The sequence below is a fragment of the Solwaraspora sp. WMMA2056 genome (genome assembly GCF_030345095.1).
GTDB lineage: Bacteria > Actinomycetota > Actinomycetes > Mycobacteriales > Micromonosporaceae > Micromonospora_E.
The window spans coordinates 5,632,401-5,656,828 of record NZ_CP128360.1; the positions used below are offsets into that span (position 1 = coordinate 5,632,401).

Genomic DNA, 24,428 nt, shown 5'->3' on the forward strand with positions numbered 1-24,428 from the left:
GTCGTGGAGGGACACCGAGGGGCGGATGTGGGCGCATCCGCCCCTCGCCTCACGCTGATCGCATCATCGCCGCGGAGGCTACGGCCGGCCGTACGGTGACCGGGCACGGCCGATCGCCACTGGCAGTCCGAAGTCGGGAGACACCAGACGCCTGGGAGCGCTCCCATCGATGAGTGGCGATCGCCTGGCGTACCGATGATTTAACCGCCTCGCCCCGCGTTTGGGAAGGCCCCACCGCCGACAGAACCACGCCGGGCACGAATGGAGGCGGGGTCTCCTCCTGCCGTCCTACAGGAGGAGACCCCGCATGCCGCCGTCGACCCAGTCGTCCGACGTACCGGCCCCGCACCAGGACCGGGACGTCGGGGCAACCGCCTAGGTCGTGGCGGCGGGAGTCGGTGCCGCGACGTCGACCGGCCGATCGACCAACGGCACCGTTACGCTCATCAGTTCCCCGTCCTGCTCGACCGGCCCGGGACGGTGCAGCCGGGCCAGCGTCCGGAGCATGCCGAGATCGCTGGCGGCGACATGCGCCACCAGCGCCAGTTGGCCGGCGCGGCCGGCGGCCGCGGCGAGCCGACGCAGCAGCGCGGTACCGACTCCACGCCGCCGCCAGGTCGGCTCCACCAGCAGTGACACCTCGCCGAGTGCGCCCTCGACGACCAACTGCCCGACGCCGACGATCTGATCGCCAGCCGCGCTGCCCTCGACGGCGACCAGCAGCAGACCACGGGGCTGCTCCAACATCCGCTGCAACCGGGCGGTGACCGTCGCGACCGGGCGACCGGGCAGACCCGGCGTACCGCTGGACACCGGGCAGTGGGAGATCATCGCCCGCAGGGCGGGCAGATCGTCGGTGACGGCGGACCGCACGGTCAGCTCGGTGCCGTCGGCCAGCATCAGGTTGACCTGGTCACCGGTCCGACGGTTGACCGCTGCCGCCAGCTCCACCAGCGCCTGGGCCCGAGCGAACTCGGCCGGGGTGAAGCTGGGCTCCCGGCGTACGACGTCGTAGCAGCCGCCGGCCGGATCGGGCAGCCGCATGGTGTCGGACAGTCGGGCGGCCGGCTCCGGCACCGGGGCCGGACGCCAGGTCACCGTACTGGCACCCAGCAACGCCCGCAGGACGTCACCGAGCGCCTCCGGATCCCGGACCAGCCGGTTGGCCAGCGCCAGCGACCGGGTCGGCTGATCGGCCAGGCCGCGGGCCTCGGCCCGGGCGACCCACGGGTCGCGGCCCCGGCCGCGCTCCACCGCGGCGATCAGGTCAGCCTCGGTCAGCGTCTCCGGGGCGTCGACCAGGAAGTCGTCGACCGCGCCCGCCTCGGTGGTGTGCACCTGGACGGCGAGGATGTTCACCGCACGCAACGCCAGGCTGGCGGTGAGCACGGCCAGGTACCCCGGCCGGTCGTCCACCGTCGCTCTGATCCGCCACAGCGCCATCGGCTGCTCCTCTCCCACCTGGTGCCCGGTGCCCGCTGACCTCAGCGCCGCACTGCGCCCACATCCCAGCTTGCCGCGATGCTGTTTCCCTCAGATTGCCCGGCGATGACTTCTCGCGGTGGACCGGCCGTCCGGGTCCGGTCAGCGCCGGACCACGACCGGGTCGGCACCGACCAGGTCGAGCCGGTCGCCGAGAATCACCGTGGCGGCCCGGACCAGTTGGGCGATCCGGTCCACCTCGGTGATGTGGAAGGCGGCAGCCGGCAGCCCGTCGCCGTCGGACCGCGCCACGATCAGCACCAGGCCGGCGCGGCCGAACGGCACCGAGGCGTAGCGGACCCCGTCGGGCCCGTCCATCGGGCGGGCACGCAGCGGAGTGACCTCGGGCAGCCGCAGCGGCACCGGGGCCCGCCAGCTGGCGTACGCCACCGCTGGCGCGCCAGCGGACGGTGGCTCGTCGACCGGCACGCTCAGCCCGGCGACGAAGCCCTCGCGGGAGTGGCCCGGCCCGTCCGGACCGGACAGGTCGAACGAGGTCAAGGTCGCGGGCGCGGCGGCGCCGGACGACTGCCGGGCGCCGCTACGGATCGCCCAGTCGGCCGGCACCACGGCGGCGGCGGCCCAGTCGGCGGCGAGCAGACCGGGTACGGCATCGACCAGGGTGGCCAACCCGTCGACCGGGTTGCCGGCCACCTGGGCCAGCAGCTCGGCGTCCTGTCCACCGGTGACGGGCGTACCGATCGCGCGCCACACCCCGTCGACCTGGACGCCGGGAATGGCGGCCAGTCCGGCGAGCAGCCGGTCGACCCGGGCCGCTCCGGGCCAGACGACGGTGAAGTCGTCCACCGCCCGGCCACCGAGCCGCTCCAGTACGGTCACCTGGACGATGTCGGCGCCGGCGACACCGAGTGTGCGGGCCACCTGGCCGAGTGCGCCGGGCCGGTCCGGCAGGGTCACGCGAACCCTCAGCAACATGTCAGTCCTCCCGTAGCGCAGGCCGGCCCTCCCCCGGTCGTCAACCAGCTTGCCCGATGACCATTTCATCCCTGTTGCGATGGCATGACCCGAGCGGAAATCACCCGCCGGATCACCTGCCGCCACGACGGAAAGGGTGGTTCCGGTCAGGCCGATGCGCGCGGGACCAGATGGGTCTCCAACAGAACGTACGGGACCTGCAGCTCGTCACGGCGGATCCGGCTCAGCAGCAGCCGGGCCATCTGTCGGCCCATCTCCTCCACCGGCTGGTACACGGTGGTCAACGGCGGGTCCGACTGGCGCGCGATCGGGGCGTCCTCGAAGCCGACCACCGCCACGTCCTCGGGCACCCGGCGACCGGCCTCCCGCAGCGCCCGCAGGGCACCGCAGGCCATCAGATCCGAGGCGACGAAGACGGCGTCCAGGTCGGGGTGGCGTTCGAGCAGTTGGCGCATTGCCGCAGTCCCGCTGCCCTCGCTGAAGTCGCCGTAGGCGACCAGCGACGGCGCGTCCACCCGACCGCTGTGCCGGATAGCCTCGTGGTAGCCGGCGAGCCTGGCCACGCCGACGCCCATGTCCTGCGGACCGGCGATGGTCGCGACCCGGCGGCGCCCGGCGGCCAGCAGATACTCGACGGCCAGGCGCGCGCCGCCGGCGTTGTCGACGTCGACGAAGTAGGCCGGGCGGGCGTCCGGATGCAGCATCCGGGCCGGTCGACCGCCCAGCACGCTGGGCAGCCCACGCTGCTCCAGCAGGGTCGGCAACGGATCGGAGTCGTGCAGCGACAGCAGCAGCACCCCGTCGACGTGCTGGTTGGTCAGGTGGTGCTCGACGCGCTCCCGCTCGGCCGGCGACTGTGCCATCGCCAGCCACAGCTGCATCGAGGTGTCGAGCAGTCCGGAGCTGATCCCCCGGACGATCCCGGCGAAGAACGGCTCCCCGAAGACCCGCTCCTCGGACTCGGAGACCACCAACGCCACCGAGTCGGTCCGTTGGGTGACCAGCGCCCGGGCGGCCCGGTTCGGCACGTACCCCAGCTCCGCGATCGCCTGTTGGACCGCAGCCCTGGCCTCGGGGCTGACCTGCGGTGACCCATTGACGACACGGGACACTGTGCCCCGCCCGACCCCCGCCCGCGCGGCGACCGCATCGAGAGTGGGCCGCCCGAGTGACCGGGTGCGCTGGGTTGTCATCGTCTGTTCCTCCGACCCTGGGTCGACGGCGCCGGTCCCGGCGGGACCGGCGCCGCGCGGCCCGTTATTGCTGGTTGACCACGCCTATTGTGCGGCCAGACCGTTACGTCGGATCACATCGGCGTACCACCTGGCGCTCGACTTGGGGATCCGAAGCTGGGTGTCGTAGTCGACGTGGATCATGCCGAAGCGCTTCGAATAGCCCCAGGCCCATTCGAAATTATCCATCAAAGACCACGCGAAGTAGCCCCGCACCGGCACCCCGGCCGAGATTGCTTCGTGACATGCCCGCAGGTGGGCGTCGAAATAGGCCAACCTGTCCGGATCATCGACTTTGTCGTTGACGACCTCGTCGACGTACGCCGAGCCGTTCTCGGTGATGTAGATCGGCACCTCCGGGTACTCGGCGTGCACCCGGCGCAGCACCTCGACCAGCCCGGGAGCGTCCACCTCCCAGCCCATGTCGGTCACCGGCAGCCCCCGGTCGACGAACCGTACGGTGTCGCTGCCCGGCCAGCAGGACGGCTCCGGCGGGGCGTCCGGCGCCGGCGCGGCCACCACGTGACGGGTGTAGTAGTTGATCCCGAGCACGTTCAACGGGGTCGAGATGACGTCGAGGTCGCCGTCGCGCACGTGCGCCATGTCCGTCAGCGGCTGCAGATCCGCCACGACGTCGACCGGGTACTCACCACGCAGCACCGGATCCAGGAAGATCCGGTTCGCCAGACCGTCGATGCGTCGGGCGGCGTCGACGTCGGCCGCCGAGTCCGACTGCGGCGAGACCGCGTACAGGTTGAGCGTGACGCCGAACTCGTGGTCGGGCCGCGCCGCCCGCATCGCCTGTACGGCGAGACCGTGGCCGAGCATCAGGTGGTGGGCGGCCCGCACCGACGCGGCGCCGTCGGTGACGCCAGGGGCGTGCACCCCGGAGCCGTAGCCGAGAAACGCCGAGCACCACGGCTCGTTGAGGGTCGTCCAGTACCGCACCCGGTCGCCCAACGCGGCGTGCACCAGCTCCGCGTAGTCGGCGAACCGCGCCGCGGTGTCCCGGGCGGGCCAACCGCCCGCGTCCTCCAACGGCTGGGGCAGGTCCCAGTGGTAGAGCGTGAGCCAGGGTTCGATCCCCTGGCCGAGCAGCTCGTCGACCAGCCGACGGTAGAAGTCCAGTCCGGCCTGATTGGCCACGCCGGAACCGCCGGGCTGGACCCGGGGCCAGGACACCGAGAAGCGGTAGGACTTCAGCCCGAGTTCGGCCATCAGGCCGACATCGTCACGGTAGCGGTGGTAGTGGTCGCAGGCCACGTCCCCGCTGTCGCCGCCGAGCACCTTCCCGGGGGTGTGGCTGAACGTGTCCCAGATCGACGGGGTCCGTCCGTCGACGGTCGCCGCGCCCTCGATCTGGTACGCCGCCGTGGCGGCACCCCAGAGGAAACCCGGTGGAAACTGCAGCTGTCCGGAACTCTCCGGCAGCCCAGCGGCCTGCGGACCTACTGCTTTTGTCACGACTTGACGGCGCCTTCCATGATGCCGCCGATGATCTGGCGGCCGAAGATGATGAACACAACGAACAGCGGGAGCGTCGCGATCAGCGTGCCCGCGAAAATCTGGGAATTATCGGCGAAGTACGCCGAGTTCAGACTCCGCAGTGAAATCTGGACCGTCGGGTTGGTCGGATCGGCAAGGACGACGAACGGCCAGAAGAACTGGTTCCACTGCTCCATGAAGGTCAGCAGGCCGAGCACGGCCGCAGCGGGACGCAGCGCCGGCACGACCACGGACCAGAAGACGCGCCAGGTGGAACAGCCGTCCACCCGGGCGGCCTCGATCAACTCGTTGGGTACCGCCTGTTCGGCGTACTGGCGCATCATGAAAATGCCGAACCCGCCGATGAGGAACGGCACGATGACCGACGGCATCCGATTGAGCCAGCCGAGCTCGGACATCAGGATGTACAGCGGGAGCACGCCGAGCTGAATCGGGATCATCATCGAGGCGAGCACGATCAGCAGCATGGCGTTCTTGCCCCGGAACCGCAGCTTGGCGAAGGCGAAGCCGGCGAGGGAGCCGAAGAAGACCGTGGCGATCGTGATCGTGCCCGACACCAGGACCGAGTTCATCAGGCCCTTGAGGATGTTGGCGTCCTGATTGGCCAGCACCCGGCCGATGTTCTCACCCAGATTGCCACCGGGCAGGAACGGCGGCGGCCAGGCGTTGGCCGCGTCGTTGGTCCGCGAGGCGATGACGATCATCCAGTAGAACGGGAACAGCGACAGGATCACGCCCAGCACAAGCCCGATCCAGGTCAGCGGGCTGGCCTTGAACAGCCGCTCAGAGGTCGACGACGGGCCCTTGCCGCGTTTTGGCTTGCCCGCCACGGGTTGCAGGGTTGCGGTGCTCATCGTGCCTCACTTGTCCGAGCTGATTCGACGGGCCAGCAGATAGTTGACGAGCGACATGCCCGCGATCAGCAGGAACAACAGCAGCGACACCGCGCCCGCGTAACCCCACTGGAAGCGCTGGTTCATGACGTCGAGCAGGTACATCGTGATCGTCTGGAACTGCCCCTGGGAGCCACCGGAGATTCCGCCCGGCCCGCTGGTGAACAGCAAGGGCTCGGTGAACAGCTGCAGGCCGCCGATCGTCGAGATGATCAGGGTGAAGATGATGGTGGGGCGCAGCTGCGGCACGGTGATCGACCAGAACTGCCGCATCCGGGACGCGCCGTCGAGCGCGGCGGCCTCGTACATGTCCTTGGGGATGGCCTGCATCCCGGCGAGGTAGATCAGTGCGTTGTAGCCGACCCACCGCCAGTCGACCATCGTGGAGATGGCGAACCAGGAGGCGAGCTTGCTGGCCCGGAAGTCGATCGGATCGACGCCGAACACCGACAGCAGCCAGTTGACCAGGCCGAAGTCGCGAGCGTAGATCATCGAAAAGATCAGCGCGACGACCGCGGTCGAGGTGATGATCGGCATGGCGATGGCCATCCGGAAGAAGGTTTGTCCCCTGATCCGCCGGTTCAACGCGTTGGCGAGCATCATCGCGATCACCAGCTGCGGCACGGAGGCCATCACGAACATGCCGAAGGTGTTGTAGACCGCGTTCCAGAACTGGGGGTCGTCGGTGATCAGCCGGACGAAGTTCTCCAGGCCGACGAAGCTGATCTCGGCGTTCAGCGGCGACCGGTCGGTCAGCGCGATCCAGACGGTGTAGACGATCGGGTAGACGCCGAAGATCGCGAAAATGACGAAGAACGGCAGGACGTACAGGTAGGGGGAGAATCTGAGGTCCAGGCGGGTGAGCGAGAGGCGCCGGGCCTTCTCGCCGCCGCCGGCCGGACCCGCCCGGTGACCGCGCGGCTGTGCCGGCGCGGGGGTGTCAAGCTCCAGGCTCATCGGGAAGTCCTTCAGTTGTACGGCGGCCGACCGCCGTTGGCCAGGGGGGTCCACGCGCCGCTGGCACCGCGACGCGGCGGGAGAAGTGGCGTCGGCAGGTCCTGCCGACGCCACTTCTCACACGGGGTGCCGCACCGCTCTATCGGCCGGCGGCCGTACCGTTCGTGACGGCGTCCTGCCAACCCGCCTCCGGCGACTGGCCCTGCTCGACCGCACGCAGCGCGTTCTCCACCGCCGTACGGACCGCCTGGTTCTTCGGGCCGAGGTAGACCGGCTTGAGCTCGCTGGCACCGGCGGCGAAGATCTCACCGGTCGGGGCGTCGGAGAAGTAGTCGTTGACCGCCTCGGCGACCTTCGGGTCCGCCAGCGCCTGCGGCGACGACGGCAGGTTGCCGACCGCCTCGAAGGCAGCAATGTGGCCCTCCGGGCTGGTCAGGTACTTGACCAGCTCAGCGGCGGCAGCCTGGTGCTTGCTGGAGGTCGGCACCGCGAGGAACGAGCCGCCCCAGTTGCCACCGTTGCCCGGCGCCTTGGCGATGTCCCACTTGCCGGCGGCCTCCGGACCGGCCTGGCCCTCGATGACACCGGTCATCCAGGCCGGGCAGGCGATGGTGGCGAAGCTGGCGTTCTTGAAGCCGGCGTTCCACTCGTTGGAGAACGACTGCAGGTTGTTCGACAGGTCGGCACCGATCATGTCGGTGGTCAGGTCGAACGCCGCCCGTACGTCCGGGTTGCTCTCCAGGACGAACTCGTTGCTGGTGTCGTAGTAGGTGTGCCCGCTGCCTGCACCGGCGATCTGGCTCAGCACCAGGTTGTAGAAGCTGGTCGCCGAGTCGACGAACGCCTTGTCCGGGGTGGCGGCCTTGAACTGCTTGCCGACCTCGATGAACTCTTCCCAGCTGGACCACAGCGCGCCGACCTCGTCACGCTCGGTCGGCAGGCCGGCGGCCTCGAAGTGGTCCTTGCGGTAGCACAGCGCCATCCCGCCGACGTCGGTGCCGAGCCCAAGCACCTTGCCGTCGGGCAGCACGCCGGCCTCCCACTTCCAGGGCAGGAAGTTGTCCTTCAGGTCGTTGGCGCCGTGCTCACCGAGGTCGACAAACTTGTCGGCCTGGGCGAAGAACTGCGACATCGTGCCCTCTTCGATCGCCACCACGTCTCCGGCACCGGAGCCGGCGGTGATCTGCTGAGTGAGACGGGTGTTGTAGTCGCCCAGGCCAAGGCCCTTGCCCCGCTGCTGCACGGTGACGTTCGGGTTGTCCTGCTGGTACTTCTCGATCAGTTCGTCGTATCCGAAGCCTGCGTCGCCGAAGATGTCGACGACCAGGGTGATCGGGCCGTCCGGATCCGATTCGGCGTCGTCAGAGCCGCAGGCCGCCGCCGTCACGAGGACGGCGGAGGCGAGTGCGACTGCGGCGTACCGCCGGAGCGTGACGCTCATCCTGACCCCTCTCAAGGTCGCTTTCTGTGGTGGGGGGTGATCACGTGGTGTCCGCTCCGGCGGGGACAGCGTGGGTCGAAAGGGGTCCGTCGACCGGGAGCGGGCACTGCGCGACCACGCTCCGCGGAGCACAAGCAAGTGATGTCAGTCTCACTCACCCCGGCCGGGAGCGCTCCCATGAGATTGCCGGCAGGTTTCGGAGGTGTCAAGGGGCCGATGGGAGCGTTCCCATTTCGTTACGGCCGACCAGGCACCCTTCTGCGGTCAGCGCAACGGCCACCCACACCCTGCGTAGTCGGCAGGCGGCGCAGGCGGGCTCAGGTCGGCAGGCGGTGCAGACGGGCTCAGGTCAGCAGGCGGCGCAGACGCGCTCAGGTCAGCCGGCGCAGCAACGTCGTGGCGCGGCACGGGTCGAAAGCAGCCGGATCGAACCGACGGTCCACCCAGTCCAGCATCTCGCCATGCCGGGGATGTGCCGGATCGGCGATCGCGGACAGGAACTCGACGTAACCGAAGGCACCGCCGACGTCCTCAGGTGGGCAGGCCCGCTCCCCGTCGGCGCAGTACGGGTAGCGCAGATCCGGCTCGGGCGCCCCGACGTCCTCCACCACGACGTCGTGCTCCCACCAGTCACCGAAGTCGTAGGTGTAGCGCAACCGGGTGCCCTTGCCGGCGACCGCGTCCAACCGGGTGTCCAGTTCGTCGCGCAGCAGTAGTTCGCCGTCCGGATCCGGCTCGCCGTACTGCGCGCCGTTGATCTCGAAGGAGTGCAGGTGACAGTCCTGCCAGCCCATGGCGTGCTGGATCACCCGGTGCACCCGGTCGAGGGTGTACCCACCCGGCACCTGGACCCGGCGCCAGACCGGCGGCACCACCTCGGCGAGGGTGACCAGCAGATGGAAGATCTGACGAGGCATACCGGCCCTTTCTCTGGCCTAGGCTCGGACTCATGATCTGCCGTGCGTGCCGGGAACACCAGCACGAAAAGTGTCGAGGCGGTAACTGGTGCGATTGTCAGCACCGTACCCCCGCCCCGGTCCCCCCGGTCACCGGTCCGGCCGGCGAATGAGCACCGCCACGACGAGGTCGGCTATCCGCCGGCTCTCTCCCGGGCCCGCCAGCGACCCGCTCGACGACGCACGGCTCGTCGACGCGTACACCGTCACCGCCGACGTACACCTGCGCGCCAACTTCGTGACCAGCACCGACGGCGCGGTGGCGGTCGACGGTCGCTCGGCCGGCCTGTCCGGTGACGCCGACAAGCGGGTCTTCGGCATCCTGCGGATGCTCTGCGACGCGCTGCTGGTCGGCGCCGGCACGCTGCGCCAGGAGCAGTACCGGGCGCTGCGCCTCGACGAACGGCGACGCGACTGGCGTCGCCGACAGGGTCGCCCGGCGCAGCCCACCCTGGTGGTGGTCTCCGGTTCGCTCGATCTGGATCCCGCACTGCCGGCCCTGGCCGACGCGCCGGTCCGGCCGATCGTGCTGACCACCTCCGACGCGCCGACGCACCGACGGAGGAGGCTGGCACCGGTGGCCGACCTGGTCGTCGCCGGCGAGCGCACCGTCGACCTGGCCGCCGGGCTGGACGCGCTGCGCGAGCGCGGCATGCGCCACCTGCTCTGCGAGGGTGGCCCGCTGCTGCTCGGTACGCTGACCGCCGTCGACGCGGTCGACGAACTCTGCCTGACCGTCGCGCCGCTGCTCGCCGGCGCCGGGGCCGGCCGGATCACCGCCGGGCCGTCCGGACCGGTCCGCCCGATGCGGCTGCACCAGGTGCTGGCCGCCGACGACGGCATGCTGCTGCTGCGCTACACCCGACCCGACTGACGCGCCCGACCCCGGGTCGGATGCGGCCGGAGTCGTACCGGTGGGGCAGGATGCAACCCGTGGGAACGAAGCGACGCGAGATGCAGCGATCAGGACATCACGATGAGTGATGCGACGCCGGAGGGCATCCCGGTCGGCCGGGTGCTCGGCACCGCCGACGCCACCCCGCTGCAGTTCTGGACGGCGGTCGACGAGCACAACTACCTGCAGCTCGACGACGTCGTGGTGACCCGCCGCGAGCTGCCGGGAGCCGAGCCGGTGACGATCGCCGGGGTGGTCACCCAGGTGCGCGCCCGGCACGAGGGCGCGCAGTTCGACTCCGACGTGTTCGCCATCGCCGACGGCACCCTGCCCGCCCAGGTGCAGGAGGCCGCCGAGGTCACCGCCACCCGGGTCGACCCGGAGATCTACGTACCGCCGTCGCCGGGCGCGCCGGTCTGGCGGGCCCAGGGCGACGCCCGGGCCCGCGCCCTGCACTTCGACCGGATGGAGCGCCGGATCCCGATGGGTACCGGCCGCGACGGGGTGCCGGTCTACCTGAACGCCGACTTCCTCGACGGTCAGCGCGGCGCGCACGTCTCCATCTCCGGCATCTCCGGCGTCGCCACCAAGACCAGCTTCGCCACGTTCCTGCTCTACTCGGTGTTCCGCTCCGGCCAACTCGGCGGTGACGCGGTCAACGCCAAGGCGCTGATCTTCAACGTCAAGGGCGAGGACCTGCTCTTCCTCGACCATCCCAACATCCGGCTGGACGAGGCCACCACCGCCGCGTACGCCAAGCTGGGCCTGCCCGCCGGGGCCTTCCCGGACGTACGGGTCTACGCCCCGCCCCGGGCCGGCGACGCCTCCGGCACCCCCGACGTACAGAGCCGGCTCACCGGCGTGGACAGCTTCTACTGGACCGTCGCCGAGTTCTGCGACAAGCAGCTGCTGCCGTACGTGTTCGCCGACGCCGACGACGAACGCCAGCAGTACACGATGGTGGTGCACGCGGTCACCGCGTACCTGCGCCGGCACGCGCAACCCGCCGACGGCGGCATCAGCATCGACGGCCGGCGGATCGGCTCGTACGGGGATCTGGTCGACCACGTCGTCGACCAGCTCGGCGACGAGGAGACCCGGTCGGCATGGGCCGGGTCGGCGGTCGGCATGGGTACGGTGAACGCGTTCGCCCGCCGGCTGATCGGCAGCAAACGCGACCTGGCCCGGCTGATCCGCGGCGACCTGGCCAGCCGACGGCCGCACCAGATCAGCACCGACGACAGTGCCCAGGTGACCGTGGTCGACCTGCACAACCTGCCGGACCGGGCGCAGCGGTTCGTGGTCGGGGTGACCCTCAAGAACGAATTCGACCGCAAGGAACGGGCCGGCACCGCCAAACCGTTGCTGTTCGTCGTGCTCGACGAGCTCAACAAGTACGCCCCCCGGGACGGGTCGTCGCCGATCAAGGAGGTGCTGCTCGACATCGCCGAGCGGGGCCGTTCGCTCGGGGTGATCCTGATCGGTGCCCAGCAGACCGCCAGCGAGGTGGAGCGGCGGATCGTCACCAACTCGGCGATCCGGGTGGTCGGCCGGCTCGACCCGGCCGAGGCGTCCCGGCCGGAGTACGGCTTCCTGCCGGCCGTGCAGCGCCAACGGGTGCTGCTGGCCAAGCCGGGGACCATGTTCGTCAACCAGCCGGACATCCCGGTCCCGCTCTGCCTGGAGTTCCCGTTCCCGGCCTGGGCCACCCGCTCGTCGGAGGCGGGGGCCGCGCCGTCGGGCACGCTGCGCTCCATCGTGCAGGCGGCAGACCCGTTCGCGGTGGTCGGCAGCCGGTCGACGATCAACGACGATGATATCCCGTTCTGACCCGAGGCTCAGGAGGTCCCCCCGGATGCGGATCCTGCACACCTCCGACTGGCACGTCGGCAAGGTCCTGAAGGGACAGCCCAGACTGGCCGAGCAGATCCAGGTGCTCGCCCAGCTGGTGGAGATCGCCCGCACCGAACGCCCGGACCTGGTGATCGTCGCCGGCGACCTCTACGACACCTCCGCCCCCGGGCCGGACGCCACCCGCGTGGTCACCCGCGCGCTGACCGCGCTGCGCGCCACCGGGGCAGCCGTGGTGGCCATCGGCGGCAACCACGACAACGGGGCAGCCCTGGACGCGCTGCGGCCGTGGGCGGACGCCGCCGGCATCACCCTGCGCGGCACGGTCCGCGACAACCCGGACGAGCACATCGTCACCGGAGTCACCGACAGCGGCGAGCGGTGGCGGCTGGTCGCCCTGCCGTTCCTGTCCCAGCGGTACGCCGTACGGGCCACCGAGATGTACCAGCTGACCGCCGCCGAGGCCACCCAGACCTACGCCGACCACGTCGCCCGGGTGCTGGCCCGACTCACCGACGGCTTCGGTGAACCGGGCGTGGTCGACCTGATCACCGCGCACCTGACGGTGGTCGGCGGGCGCTCCGGCGGCGGCGAGCGCGAGGTCCACACCGTTCTCGGGTACGCCGTACCGGCGACGGTCTTCCCGACCGGCACCCACTACGTCGCCCTCGGCCACCTGCACCGGGCGCAGCAACTGGAGGCGCCCTGTCCGGTGCGTTACAGCGGCAGCCCGCTGGCGGTCGACTTCGGCGAGGAGGAGAACGTCCCGTCGGTCAGTCTGGTCGACGTCAGCGCCACCACCGCCGCCCGGGTACGCGACGTACCGGTAACGGCCGCCGCGACGCTGCGTACCGTCCGGGGCACGTTGGCGGAGCTGGCCGCCGGTGACCACGGCGACGCCTGGCTGCGGGTCCTGATCCGGGAGGTGCCCCGGGCCGGGCTGCGCGAGCAGGTGCAGGAGCTGCTGCCCCGGGCCTTGGAGGTCCGCATCGACCCGGAGTTCGCCCGGGCCCAGGTCGGTCCCGCCCGGACCGCACAGCGCACCGGACGCGACCCTGGTGTGCTGTTCGCCGACTACCTCGACGCGCGCGGGCAGGACGACGACGGGGTCCGCGCCCTGTTCGACACCCTCTACGAGGAGGTGACCTCGTCGTGAGGCCGCTGCGGCTGGACATGGCCGGTTTCACCGTGTTCCGCGAGGAGACCACGGTCGACTTCACCGACGCCGACTTCTTCGCCCTGGTCGGGCCGACCGGGTCGGGCAAGTCCAGCATCCTCGACGCGATCTGCTTCGCCCTGTACGGCCAGGTGCCCCGCTGGGGCAGCAGCCGGGGCATCGGCTCGGCCCTGGCGCCGTCGGCCACCGAGGCGCGGGTCCGGCTGGTCTTCGAAAGCGCCGGCAGCCGCTACGTGGCCACCCGGGTGGTACGCCGCGACTCCCGGGGTGCGGTCAAGACCGGCGGCGCCGGGCTGCAGCTGATGCCGCCCGGGTTCGACGTGACCCGGCTGGACACCGGGATGAGCCCGGACGACCTCGGTGAGGTGCTGGCCGGCAGTCCGGCCGAGATGGAGCAGGCGGTGCTGGAGGCGGTCGGGCTGCCGTACGAGCAGTTCACCACCTGTGTGCTGCTGCCCCAGGGCCGATTCGCTGACTTCCTGCACGCCAAGCCGGCCACCCGCCAGCAGATCCTGATCAACCTGCTCGGGCTGCACGTCTACGAGCAGGTCCGGGATCGGGCCACCGCCCGCGCGGGTGCCGCCGAGGCGGCGATGGCGGCGGTCGACCACCTGCTCGGCGGGCTGACCGACGCCGACGCCGAGGCGGTGGCCGCCGCGGCGGCGCACGTCGAGGCGATGCGGACGCTGGCGGGCGCGGTCGACGACGTACTGCCCGAGCTGGAGCAGGCACAGCGGACCGTGACCACGGTCGCCGACCGGGTCGCCGCGCTGGCCGCGGAGATCGACCTGTTGGCCGGTGTGACACCGCCGGCGTCGGCGACTGTCCTCGCCGACGAGGTGGCCCGGGCGCGGACCGCCGCCGCCGACGCCGACCGCGCGGTGCTCGCCGCCGAGGAACGGGAGGAGAAGGTCCGCGCCGAACTGGCCGCCGCCGGTGATCCGGCCGCCCTGCGGCTGCTGCTGCAGGCGCACGTCGAACGGGACCGGGTCGCGGCGGAGATCGCCGGGCTGGCACCGGCGCTCGCCGCCGCGCAGGCGGAGCAGGCCGCCGGCCAGGCGACCCTGGACGCGGTCCGGGCCCGCGCCGAGGCGGCCGACGCCGCGTTGGAACAGGCCCGACGGGCGTACCAGCAGGCGCAGACCGCCGACCGGGCCGCGGCACTGCGCCACGAGCTGGTCGCCGGGGCGGACTGCCCGGTCTGCGCCCAGCCGGTGCCGGTGCTGCCACCGGAGCCGGCCGGCTCCCGGGTCGCCGAGGCGAAGGCCGCCGGCCAGGCGGCCCGGGCCGCCGCCGACCAGGCCCGCGAGGCGGTCACCGACGCCGAGCAGGCCCTGCGCGAGGTGGACCGGGCCGTCGACCGGGCCCGGGTACGCGCCGAGCAGTTGGCGGGCCGGTTGGCCGAGCTAGACCGCGAGGTGGCCGATTCGCCCGGCAGCGAGGCACTGCACGCCGAACTGACGGCGGTCGACCGGCTGCAGGACCGGCTCGACTCCGCCGCTGTCCAGGTCCGGCAGGCCCGGGACGTGGCCCGCCGGGCACAGCAGGCCGCCGTGGCCGGCGAACAGCGGTTGCAGTCGGCCTGGCGGGACTTCGACACCGTCCGCGACGCGGTGGCGCGGCTGGCACCGCCGGCCGCCGAACGCGGTGACCTGGCCGACGCCTGGACCCAGCTGGCCGACTGGGCGGACGCGCTGGCGGCCGACCGCCGGGCGGCACAGTCCCGCGCCGACCAGGAGCTGACGAACGCCCGGGAGTCGGCCGCCACCGTCGCCGACCGGATCGACGCGCTGTTCCTCGCCGCCGGTGCGCCGGCGCCGGTACCCGACGCCCGGCGCGGCGCCGACGACCGTGGGCCGGGTGCCCGCGCGGCGGTCGACCCGGCGGTGTACCGACAGGCCGCCGCGTTGGCGGTGCAGCGGGCGGGCAGCGACCACGACCGGCTCGTCGAGCGGTTCGCCCAGGTGGGCGAGCTACGCCAGCGCCGCGCCGACCAGGAACGGCAGGCGCAGCTGGCCCGTACCCTGGCCGGACATCTGCGGGCGAACAACTTCGAGCGGTGGCTGCTGGTCGAGGCGCTGGACCTGCTGGTGGACGGGGCCTCGCGGATCCTGCAGGAGTTGTCCAACGGCCAGTACGAACTGGTGCACGACGCGGGCGAGTTCTTCGTCGTCGACCATCACGACGCGGGGCTGCGCCGAGGCGTACGCACGCTGTCCGGCGGGGAGACGTTCCAGGCGTCGCTGGCGTTGGCCCTGGCGTTGTCGGAGCAGTTGGCCGGCATGTCGACAAGCGCGGCGAGCCTGGAATCGATCGTCCTCGACGAGGGCTTCGGCTCCCTCGACGCGGCCACGTTGGACACGGTCGCGGCCACGTTGGAAGGGTTGGCGGCCCGGGGCGACCGGGTGGTCGGGATCGTCACCCACGTACCGGCGCTCGCCGCACGGGTGCCGGTACGTTTCGAGGTCCGCAAGGACGCCCGGACCGCGCGGGTGCACCGGAGCGGGCTGTGACCGGCGGGCCGGCGCAACAGCCGGGCGGCGGTGTCCGGTGGTTCGTGGAGGGCTGGCAGCCCGGCTACGGCACGTCGTTCGAAGCTCCCGAAGCGGGGGCGCCGGGCGCGACCGACGACAGCTCGGACGCCACCGATCTCGCGGTGGAGCTGGATCCGGCTGCCTGGCAGGCGTTACGGCAGCCCGCCGACGTACGCGCACCGGACGTGGTGCTGCTGGTCGACGGGGTACGCCGGATCGACGCGTCGTTGTGGAGCGACGAGCCGGACGGGGTGTCCTACCCGGCGATAGCCGCCTCGTACGCGGCCGGCGTGGTCCGCTGCGACCTGCGCGCAGGATCGGCGACGTTGGCCGGAGCACGGCCGGAGCGCGGACTGTTCACTCCGAGCGCCGCCGCGACCGACCTGACCGTCGGGCAGATCCGCTACCCGGCGCGGCGGGTCGACCACCCGGATCCGGCGACATTGCCGCAGGTGGTGCAGCCGGCGTTGGCCGCGCTGGAGATCGCCGTGTCCGAGCAGGCCCGGGCCGGGGCCGACGGCGCCGATGACGAACTGCTGGTGGTGGACGGTCCGCTGCGCGGTCGGCAACTGCCGAACACCATCGGCTACATCAAGTCGGTCAGCAAGACGTACCTGCCGGCCGGTCTGCTCCCGGTGGTGACCGGGCTGCGACCGGCCGAACGCAGTCCGGTGTTCCTGCATGGCACCCGGTGGCGTACCTACTCGTGGTACCTGCGGCTGCCCGGGCCGCGCGGCGCTCCCTGGGCCGGCATCGTCCGGGTGGAGTGCCGGCCGGACATCACGGCGCAGGCGGCCATCGCCCTGGCCGATCTCTCGCTGGCGGCGCTGCCCCGGTTCGCGTCGACGCCGTACAAGGACCCCCGCGCGCCGCAGAACCTGGTGCCGATCGCCGGGCTGGAGCGGCGGCTGCGGGCGATGCTCGGCGACGCCCGGCTGCTGCACCGGGCGTTGAGCCTGTCGGCGGCCCGGCGATGAGCCCGTCCCCCATTGGGCGTCGAGCCTGTCGGCAGCCGGGCGTTGCGCCGGTCCCCCGCCGGCTGTCCGGTGCGGTACCGGCATACTGCCACCGTGGGCCGCGCTCGTAGGACAGCACCGCCGCCGGTCCAGGTCGACACCGGCACCGCGCAACTCGTCGCGGACCCGGACCGCCGCCGGGGTTACACCCTGCTGCTGGACGGCACCCAACAGTCACATGTCGACCTGGACGATCCGACGCACCTGGAGTTCGAGTACGTCCGGCGGATCGCCGCCGCCGTCGACCTGGCCGCCGAACCGGGCGTACCGCTGCGGGTCCTGCACCTGGGCGGTGGTGCGTTGACCCTGCCGCGCTACCTGGCCGCGACCCGACCCGGGTCGCACCAACGGGTGGTGGAGATCGACGCCGCGCTGACCGAGCTGGTCCGCCGGGAACTGCCGTTGCCGGCCGACCGCAACCTGCGGGTCCGGGTCGGCGACGCCCGTACCGCGGTCGAGCAGGCCCGCGCCGGCAGCTACGACCTGGTGATCGCGGACGTCTTCTCCGGTGCCCGTACTCCGGCGGGGCTGACCTCGGTGGAGTTCGTGACCGAGGTGGCCCGGGTGCTCGCCCCCGGCGGGCAACTGGTGTCCAACGTCGCCGACGGGCCGCCGCTGCACTGGGCCCGGCGACACCTGGCGTCGGTCCGCCAGGTGCTGCCCGGCATCTGCCTGATCGCGGACGCGGCGGTGCTGCGACAACGCCGGTACGGCAACCTCGTGGTGGTCGCCGGACGCACGCTGCCGCAGGTCGCTGAGCTGACCCGGCGCGCCGCCGGGGACTGGTTCCCCAGCCGGGTGGTACACGGCGCGGCACTCGACCAGCTGATCGCGGCGGCGGCGCCGATCGACGACGCCACCGCGCAGCCGTCGCCGCCACCACCCGACGGAACTTTTCCGCATGGGCTTTGATCCGTCCGCCGGTCGGTTCCGTATCTGGAGGTGGGCCCCCAGCCGCGGGCCGTCAGGTGACGTCGGATGGAGGTCCTGCGATGTATGCGGTCGCGAGCGGCTGGCAGGCGGAGACGGTCCGGCCAGGCGTGACCGGCAGCGGGTCGCCGGCCATCAGGGCCATGCAACGTTGGCAGACCATCGACGGGAGGGCGGCCGAGCGCGATGATGAGCCGGTGACGTCACGGACTGCAGGCAGCCGGCACCAGGCCGGGACGCCGGAGTCCAGCCACGGGGACGATCTCGTCCGCACGCTGTATGCCGAGCACGCCCGACCCCTGTTGGGGTTCGTGCTCCGGCTGACCGGGGGGGACCGGCAGCGGGCCGAGGACATCGTCCAGGAGACACTGCTGCGGGCGTGGCGCAACGCCCACCGGCTCGGTGCCCAGGGGCAGGCGTCGTTGCGCCCCTGGCTGGTCACCGTGGCACGGCGGATCGCCATCGACGACCACCGCAGCGAGAAGGCCCGGCCGACCGAGGAGTACGACCGGGACCTGGAAAGTTTCGCCGAGTCCGACGGCACCGATCAGGTGCTGCGTCAGATGACGGTGACCGATGCCATGCGGACGTTGAGCCAGCCGCACCGGGAGATCCTGATCGAGACGTACTTCCGGGGACGCACCGTCCCCGAGGCGGCACAGGAGCTTGGTCTGCCACTGGGTACCGCGAAGTCGCGGGTCTACTACGCGCTACGTGCGCTGCGGACGGCGCTGCAACAGCGGGGGGTAACGGAATGACACGGTCCGCGCACTGGGACGTCGGGGCGTACGCGCTGGGCGCGCTCGACGCCGACGACGTCGAGCGTTTCGAGGAGCACCTCGCGGGCTGCTGGGCCTGCGCCGCCGAACTCGAGTCCCTGATCCCGATCGTCGGGCTGATGTCCACGGTCGACATCAGCCAACTGGAGGGCAGTTCCGCCCTCCCTTCGCAGAGCCCCACCGGTGTGGACCTGCCTGGTGGGGCGACCGGCAGCGCCGACGACGTGCCGCCGCCCGGCTGGGCCGGCGGCGAGTCCGGCACCGACCGGCACCGCGACCATGGTCAGGTCCTTCCGCTCGACCTCGCCCGTAGCTCCCGCCGTCGGCGGCTGGCCAGCCGACCGGTACAGATCGCTGCCGGGTTCGTCCTGATGGCGACTCTGACCGGCGGCTCGTTCCTGGTCGGCGCGCAATGGTTCGGCGCGGACTCCGCCACGGTGCCGCAGGCCGGCGGGGAGGTCTCGGCCACTGCCGGTCCGTCTCCGCTCGGTCCACAGTCCGGGGTCGGCGGGCCGGAGGTGACCGGGGAGAAGTTCAGCACGGTCGACCCGACCACCGGGGTGGAGGCGGACGTGGTGCTGGAGGAGGCCGGGTGGGGCACCCAGGTGTCCTTCGCGCTACGCCGGGTGCCAGGGCCGATGCAGTGCCGGCTGGTGGTCATCCGGGCCAGCGGCACCGCCGAGGTGCTCTCCACCTGGGCCGTGCCGGAAACCGGTTACGGCACGCCCGAACAGCCGGCCCCACTACTGCTCACGACGTCCACCGCAGCACCACGCGACGATATCGAACGCATCCAGGTGCAGGCGGTCGACCAGTCCGGCGTGGCCACGGCACTCGTGACGGTACCGGTCTGACCGGGGGTCTCGACCATTCCCACATCGACAACAGAATCAGGTGTGACGCCGACAGTCCGTGGGTGTCCGGAGCAAATGCCGGACACCCACGGACTGTCGGCGTTTTGCGGACCGTCCGGCAGCCGGATCCGCCTGACCGGCGACGCAGAAGCAGCCGACACGCAGCCCGGCAGCACCTGGTTCAACCAGCACATGTGAAATTGTGCACTCGCTATTGCCGATCCAATCCTGCGGATGGTGCGTACCTCTAGATGAAGCCCGATGTGGACGAATGAGGGAGGGCACGTGGCACTGGGAAAGCGGACCGTCATAGTCGCAGGCGCGCTGGCGGCACTCGTGTTGCCGGGTTGCGCCCCGGCAGGTTACAACCCGGACGACTTTGGCGGCGCTCAGGCCCAGCCGGTCGTCAACGCGGCGAACGCGGCGCAGGCTTCGGCCGCGCCCGAGCCGGTCGACACCGATGACGTCGCCGTCGACGTCGCCGACGAGGACCTCACCAAGGAACTGGTCGGCAAGGCTGTCGACAAGATGGGTAACGTCGTCACGGACGAGGACGGCTGGCTGCTCTACCGCTTCGAGAACGACACCGACGACCCGCCGGCGTCGAACTGCGAGGGCGACTGCGCCAAGATCTGGCCGCCGGCCCTGACCGACGGCGACCCGATCCTGTCCGGAGTGGACGAGGAGCTGGTCGGCACGGTGAACCGGCCCGACGGCACCCGGCAGCTGACCATCGACGGATGGCCGATCTACTACTACGCGGGCGACGAGAAGCCCGGCGACTGGAAGGGCCAGGGCGTCGGTGGCACCTGGTTCGTCGTCCAGCCGGACGGCTCGAAGAACCTGGAATGCCTGCCGGAGGGCACGCCGAAGCCGATCGCGGTGCCGGACGGCGACGGCCGCGACAACATCAAGGGCCTCGACAGCAAGGACTCGGACAAGGACGCCGACTCCGACAGCGACTCGGGCGACTACGACTACTGATACCCCACGGCGCCCGTGATTCGCGGCGGCCGGTCGTTGCCAGGGAGGGCGCGGCCGGCCGCCGCTTCGTTGTGTGCGCACTGTCGGCATGCCGCATCATCGGCAAGCTTGAAATCGACATTAATTGCCGCCTAAGTGTTTCGCATTTACCGGAAGGATTGTTGACTGTCGTCGAGTCACCTTCGTACGGTCGGTCTCCGCGAACAGACATCGCAGCACCGACCGCGTTGCACCGGACGCCCTCGGTCGGGGTCCGATGAAAGAGGTGGCATCACGTGAACCGTTCACCGCGCCGACGGCGTACCGACGATCGACCTGCCCGACGCGGCAGCACCCGGACCCGCGTACTCGCGGTGGCCATGATGCTCGCGGTCTTCGGCGGAGTCGTCGCCGTAACCCAGATCTCCTCCGCCGGGACCCGGGGCGACCGGGACCGGGACCGGGACCGCCGGGACCGCGCCGTCGCCTGTCAGAGCGCACCGGACCCGGCCGCATCGACCGATCCGGCCGACACCGGCACCACGGTGGACGAGTTCGGGGTCCGGCACCACTGGGGCGACGGCCAGCGTGGCCCGACCGGCGGCCGGGACGCCTGTCCGCAGCCGTCCGCCGAGGGCACCGCCACCGCCGTGCCGGCCCCCGACGCACTGGAGATTCTCGGCGACGACTGCTCCGGCAGCGATCTGCCACCGCACGACGGGTTCCAGGTCGGTGACCGCTGCGTGAGCACGGCCTTCGGCGAGGTCGGCGACGCCGACAACAACCCCCAGCTCATGATCGTCTCGGCGCCTGACCGGGTCCGGTCGAACGAGCCCTTCACCTTGCGGATCAGCACCCGCAACCTGGTCCGGGACCGGTTCCTGCCGGCCGGGCAGGGTGGTTACTACCTGGAAAGCTCCTTCCTGAACGAGGACGGGCTGACCCGGGGGCACTTCCATACCGCCTGCCGGATGCTCACCAGCAACCGCACCGCACCCCAGCCCGGACCGGTGCCGGCGTTCTTCGTTGCCACCGAGGACGGCCGGGGCGGTGCGGATGCCGACGAGGTCACCGTCGAGGTTCCGGGCCTGCCCGGCCCTGGCGTGGCACAGTGCGCGTCCTGGGCCGGCGACGGCTCCCACCGGGTGCCGATGATGCAGCGGGCCAACCAGATCCCCGCCTTCGACGTGGTCCGGGTGCTGGTCACCCGATAGGCGCCCGGTGGTGCACCCACTGGGCAACCGGTGCGGGTCGCCAGCCGGGGCGGTGGCCGCCCGCACCACACCGGCTGGCACAGTGGCGGTCATGGCCGGGCACGAGCGGGTGGACAGGTCGGCGAGCCGGCAACGGATTCTGCGGCCACCGGCCGGTTACCACCTGGCCCGGTCCGTGCGTCCGCTGGCGATGGGCCGGTTCGACCCCTGCGCCCGCTGGCACGCGGACACCTTCTGGTGGACCGCCCGTATGCCGAGCGGTCCGGCGACACTCACGCTGCACCGGCGCGGCGGCGAGCTGATCGCCACCGGGCACGGCCCCGGCGCGGCCGACGTCGTCGACATCGCCGACGCGGTCGCCGGGCTCCGCGACGACGTCGACGGATTCCGTCCGCTCGCCCGACGCCACCCGGTGGTGCATGCCCTGGCCCGCCGCTACGCCGGGGTCCGGCTGCCCGCGACCGGCGCGGTGTTCGCCCGGGTGCTGCGGGCCGTCCTGGAGCAGAAGGTGACCGGGGTCGAGGCCTACCGCGGGTACGCCGCCACCGTACGCGCCTTCGGGACACCGGCACCCGGGCCGGCGGCCGGCCTGTGGGTCACCCCCGAACCAGCGGTGATCGCGACGACCCCGTACTGGAAGTTCCACCCGCTCGGCATCGAGCAGCGCCGAGCGCAGACCCTGTGCCGGGCGGCGGCCGTGGCCGACCGGCTGGAGGCCAGCGTCGACGCGGCGACCGCGACCAGCCGACTGACGAGCCTGCCCGGAATCGGCCCGTGGACCGCCGCCGAGGTGGTCCGGGTCGCCTTCGGCGCGGCGGACGCGGTGAGCGTCGGGGACTTCCACCTGCCGAACACGGTCGCCTGGGCGCTGGCCGGCGAGGCACGCGGCGACGACCAGCGGATGCTGGACCTGCTGGAGCCGTTCCGTGGCCACCGGGGACGGGTCTGCCTGCTGCTGGAGCTGGCCGGCCTGGCGGCCCCCCGGTTCGGCCCCCGCGCACCGCTGCGGTCCTTCGCGCGGTTCTGACCGCGTCGGCGGCCGGGCCCCGGTGCAGCCCGGGCGCACCGGATCAGCCGGCCCCTCCGCAGCGGATCAGCGGGTCAGCCGGCGCAGCGCGACACCCAGTCGCCAGGCGTAGAGATGCTGGGCCGCCACCGCGACCGGGCCGGCGAGCCGCATCGCCGGTGCCACCGGTCGGCTGAACGCCACCACGGAGAACCACACCCGGTCACCGGCCCGCTCCACCAGGAAGGCCTCCTCGCCGCTGGCCGGGTGCCCGTCGAGCGTGCCGTAGGCGAACCCGACCCGGTCCGCGGTGTCGGTCGCCCACACGACCGCGCACGGCGCGGTCATCCGCAGCGGACCCACGCCGAGGCTGACCGTGACCTGCACACCGGGTTCGGCGCGTGGTGCCGAGGCGGCGACCCGGGCCCCGGCGGCCCGGTGCATCCGCCAGGTGAGCACGGCCCGTCCCGCACGGTCGAAGGTGCCTGGTCGTAGCGCCGTCCGGTAGCGCAGATGGCGGTAACCGGCGGGCAGGGCCGGGTAGGGCCGGTGCCCGGCCTCGGCGGTACGCAGCAACTGGCTGGTGGCCCCGGTCTGCGGATAGGTGAAACCTGACATCCGGTTCGCCTTTCTCAGGCACCTGCCGCCACCGTTGACAAGCAGTCGGGACAGGCGGTGCGCGATGCGGTACGCACCTCGAATTGTGCCCGCGACGAACCGTTGATGTTTCCACATTTGGCGGTAAGGTCTCCGGACATGACGGCGCTCACACCGGTCCTGCCCGACCTGAAGGCGAACTACCTTCGCACCGGCTTCCATCGGGTCCACGGCTGGCTGAACCCGTCGACCGCCGTCTACCTGAGCGGCATCGAGACCGCGCAGCGCGCCGACGGCATCACCGGCGATGTCGCCGAGATCGGGATCCACCACGGCAAGTCGTTCCTCTGTCTCGCGCTCGCCCTGCCGACGGACCAGCGGGCGGTCGCCATCGACGTGTTCGGCGACCAGTCGGCGAACGTGGACCGGTCCGGGTACGGCGACCGGGACACGTTCGAGCAGAACCTGGCGACCTACGGTGCCGGCGACAACGTCGACATCCTGCAGACATCCAGCCTGGAGCTGGAACAGACCGGATTCGTCTCGGCCGGCCGCCGGTTCCGGATCTTCTCCATCGACGGCGGACATACCACTGAGATCACCGAGAACGATCTCCGGATCGCCGAGCAGACGGTCACCGAGCGCGGAATGGTCGTTGTCGACGACATTCTCAACCGGCACTGGCTCGGTGTGATCACCGGCCTCTTCCGGTACCTCGAGCACGGCGGCAGCCTGGTGCCCGCCGTGCTGGTGCCCAACAAGCTGATCCTCGCCACCTCGGTGGAGCAGGCCAAGCAGTACCGGGCGATGTTCGCCGAGCACTTCGCCGCTACCCGGGAGAAGGCCGACGTACCGCTCGCCGGGCATCAGGTCGACATCTACGCCGACCGCCCCTGGCTGGTGCGCGGCGAGAACGGCGAGTCCGGTCCGATCCTCGAGCACGAGCCGATGTCGACCATCCCGACCGCCCGGCTGAGCGAGCTCGAGGAGCAACTGCGGTCCAGCCGTGCCGAGCTCGACCGCACCAAACGGCAGCTCAAGACCGTACGGCAGGAACTGCGCGCCGCCGCCGTGCCGTTGTACCGCAAGGCCGCCCGCCGGATGCCCTGGCTGGCCCGTCCGGTCCGGCCGGTGTTCCGGCGGGTACGCGACGTGTGGCGGCGTTTTCACTGACGGGACGGCCGTGACCGCGAGACGGGAACGCCGGTG

The 24,428-nt window shown here is 71.6% G+C and carries 21 protein-coding genes; 12 read left to right on the forward strand and 9 right to left on the reverse strand.

Annotation, left to right across the window (positions count from 1 at the left end; translation table 11 throughout):
* Positions 1-375: 375 nt before the first annotated feature.
* From O7608_RS25465 to O7608_RS25500, 8 genes are all read right to left on the reverse strand, one after another.
* On the reverse strand, positions 376-1,443 hold the full coding sequence (locus O7608_RS25465) for a GNAT family N-acetyltransferase (RefSeq protein ID WP_289206981.1): 1,068 nt from the start codon (positions 1,441-1,443) through the stop codon (positions 376-378).
* A gap of 141 nt (positions 1,444-1,584) precedes the next feature.
* Complete coding sequence (locus tag O7608_RS25470) at positions 1,585-2,418, reverse strand: ACT domain-containing protein (protein WP_289206982.1); 834 nt, start codon at positions 2,416-2,418, stop codon at positions 1,585-1,587.
* 146 nt (positions 2,419-2,564) lie between these two features.
* The gene (locus tag O7608_RS25475) at positions 2,565-3,611 is read right to left on the reverse strand and encodes a LacI family DNA-binding transcriptional regulator (RefSeq protein ID WP_289206983.1); all 1,047 of its coding nucleotides are present in this window, start codon (positions 3,609-3,611) and stop codon (positions 2,565-2,567) included.
* Positions 3,612-3,695: 84 nt separating this feature from the next.
* Positions 3,696-5,114, reverse strand: coding sequence for a GH1 family beta-glucosidase (locus O7608_RS25480; protein WP_289206984.1), 1,419 nt, complete (start codon positions 5,112-5,114; stop codon positions 3,696-3,698).
* Positions 5,111-6,010, reverse strand: coding sequence for a carbohydrate ABC transporter permease (locus O7608_RS25485; RefSeq protein ID WP_289206985.1), 900 nt, complete (start codon positions 6,008-6,010; stop codon positions 5,111-5,113). Before O7608_RS25485 ends, O7608_RS25480 begins: the two co-directional genes overlap by 4 nt.
* Before the next feature lie 6 nt (positions 6,011-6,016).
* Positions 6,017-7,006 (reverse strand): carbohydrate ABC transporter permease, encoded by a 990-nt coding sequence (locus O7608_RS25490; protein ID WP_289206986.1) that lies wholly within the window; start codon positions 7,004-7,006, stop codon positions 6,017-6,019.
* Positions 7,007-7,145: 139 nt separating this feature from the next.
* Positions 7,146-8,447, reverse strand: a complete 1,302-nt coding sequence (locus O7608_RS25495; protein ID WP_289206987.1) for an ABC transporter substrate-binding protein — start codon at positions 8,445-8,447, stop codon at positions 7,146-7,148.
* 371 nt (positions 8,448-8,818) lie between these two features.
* Complete coding sequence (locus O7608_RS25500) at positions 8,819-9,364, reverse strand: plasmid pRiA4b ORF-3 family protein (RefSeq protein ID WP_289206988.1); 546 nt, start codon at positions 9,362-9,364, stop codon at positions 8,819-8,821.
* 148 nt (positions 9,365-9,512) lie between these two features.
* Between O7608_RS25500 and O7608_RS25505 the strand changes: the two genes are divergently transcribed.
* From O7608_RS25505 to O7608_RS25555, 11 genes are all read left to right on the forward strand, one after another.
* Positions 9,513-10,277, forward strand: coding sequence for a pyrimidine reductase family protein (locus tag O7608_RS25505; protein ID WP_289206989.1), 765 nt, complete (start codon positions 9,513-9,515; stop codon positions 10,275-10,277).
* 102 nt (positions 10,278-10,379) lie between these two features.
* On the forward strand, positions 10,380-12,128 hold the full coding sequence (locus tag O7608_RS25510; protein WP_289206990.1) for an ATP-binding protein: 1,749 nt from the start codon (positions 10,380-10,382) through the stop codon (positions 12,126-12,128).
* Positions 12,129-12,153: 25 nt separating this feature from the next.
* Positions 12,154-13,305 carry an exonuclease SbcCD subunit D gene (locus O7608_RS25515; protein WP_289206991.1) on the forward strand — a complete coding sequence of 384 codons (1,152 nt, stop codon included), beginning with the start codon at positions 12,154-12,156 and terminating at the stop codon, positions 13,303-13,305.
* Positions 13,302-15,839, forward strand: coding sequence for an AAA family ATPase (locus tag O7608_RS25520; protein ID WP_289206992.1), 2,538 nt, complete (start codon positions 13,302-13,304; stop codon positions 15,837-15,839). Before O7608_RS25515 ends, O7608_RS25520 begins: the two co-directional genes overlap by 4 nt.
* Positions 15,836-16,837, forward strand: a complete 1,002-nt coding sequence (locus O7608_RS25525) for a hypothetical protein (RefSeq protein WP_289206993.1) — start codon at positions 15,836-15,838, stop codon at positions 16,835-16,837. The genes O7608_RS25520 and O7608_RS25525 overlap by 4 nt, the downstream gene beginning before the upstream one ends.
* Positions 16,838-16,930: 93 nt before the next feature.
* On the forward strand, positions 16,931-17,788 hold the full coding sequence (locus O7608_RS25530; RefSeq protein WP_289206994.1) for a spermidine synthase: 858 nt from the start codon (positions 16,931-16,933) through the stop codon (positions 17,786-17,788).
* Positions 17,789-17,868: 80 nt separating this feature from the next.
* The gene (locus O7608_RS25535; protein WP_289206995.1) at positions 17,869-18,564 is read left to right on the forward strand and encodes a sigma-70 family RNA polymerase sigma factor; all 696 of its coding nucleotides are present in this window, start codon (positions 17,869-17,871) and stop codon (positions 18,562-18,564) included.
* A complete protein-coding gene (locus tag O7608_RS25540; protein ID WP_289206996.1) occupies positions 18,561-19,439 on the forward strand; it encodes an anti-sigma factor family protein in 879 nt (292 codons plus the stop codon). Before O7608_RS25535 ends, O7608_RS25540 begins: the two co-directional genes overlap by 4 nt.
* 285 nt (positions 19,440-19,724) lie before the next feature.
* On the forward strand, positions 19,725-20,423 hold the full coding sequence (locus tag O7608_RS25545) for a hypothetical protein (RefSeq protein WP_289206997.1): 699 nt from the start codon (positions 19,725-19,727) through the stop codon (positions 20,421-20,423).
* Between the two features lie 275 nt (positions 20,424-20,698).
* Positions 20,699-21,616: a Pecanex-like protein 1 gene (locus O7608_RS25550; RefSeq protein ID WP_289206998.1), complete on the forward strand. Its 918-nt coding sequence runs from the start codon at positions 20,699-20,701 to the stop codon at positions 21,614-21,616.
* Positions 21,617-21,707: 91 nt separating this feature from the next.
* Positions 21,708-22,643 carry a DNA-3-methyladenine glycosylase family protein gene (locus O7608_RS25555; RefSeq protein WP_289206999.1) on the forward strand — a complete coding sequence of 312 codons (936 nt, stop codon included), beginning with the start codon at positions 21,708-21,710 and terminating at the stop codon, positions 22,641-22,643.
* A 66-nt stretch (positions 22,644-22,709) separates the two neighbouring features.
* On the opposite strand, the gene O7608_RS25560 is transcribed toward O7608_RS25555, so the two are convergent.
* Positions 22,710-23,240, reverse strand: a complete 531-nt coding sequence (locus O7608_RS25560) for a DUF1990 domain-containing protein (protein WP_289207000.1) — start codon at positions 23,238-23,240, stop codon at positions 22,710-22,712.
* Between the two features lie 138 nt (positions 23,241-23,378).
* On the opposite strand from O7608_RS25560, the gene O7608_RS25565 reads away from it, so the two are divergent.
* Complete coding sequence (locus tag O7608_RS25565; RefSeq protein WP_289207001.1) at positions 23,379-24,392, forward strand: class I SAM-dependent methyltransferase; 1,014 nt, start codon at positions 23,379-23,381, stop codon at positions 24,390-24,392.
* Positions 24,393-24,428: the final 36 nt, after the last annotated feature.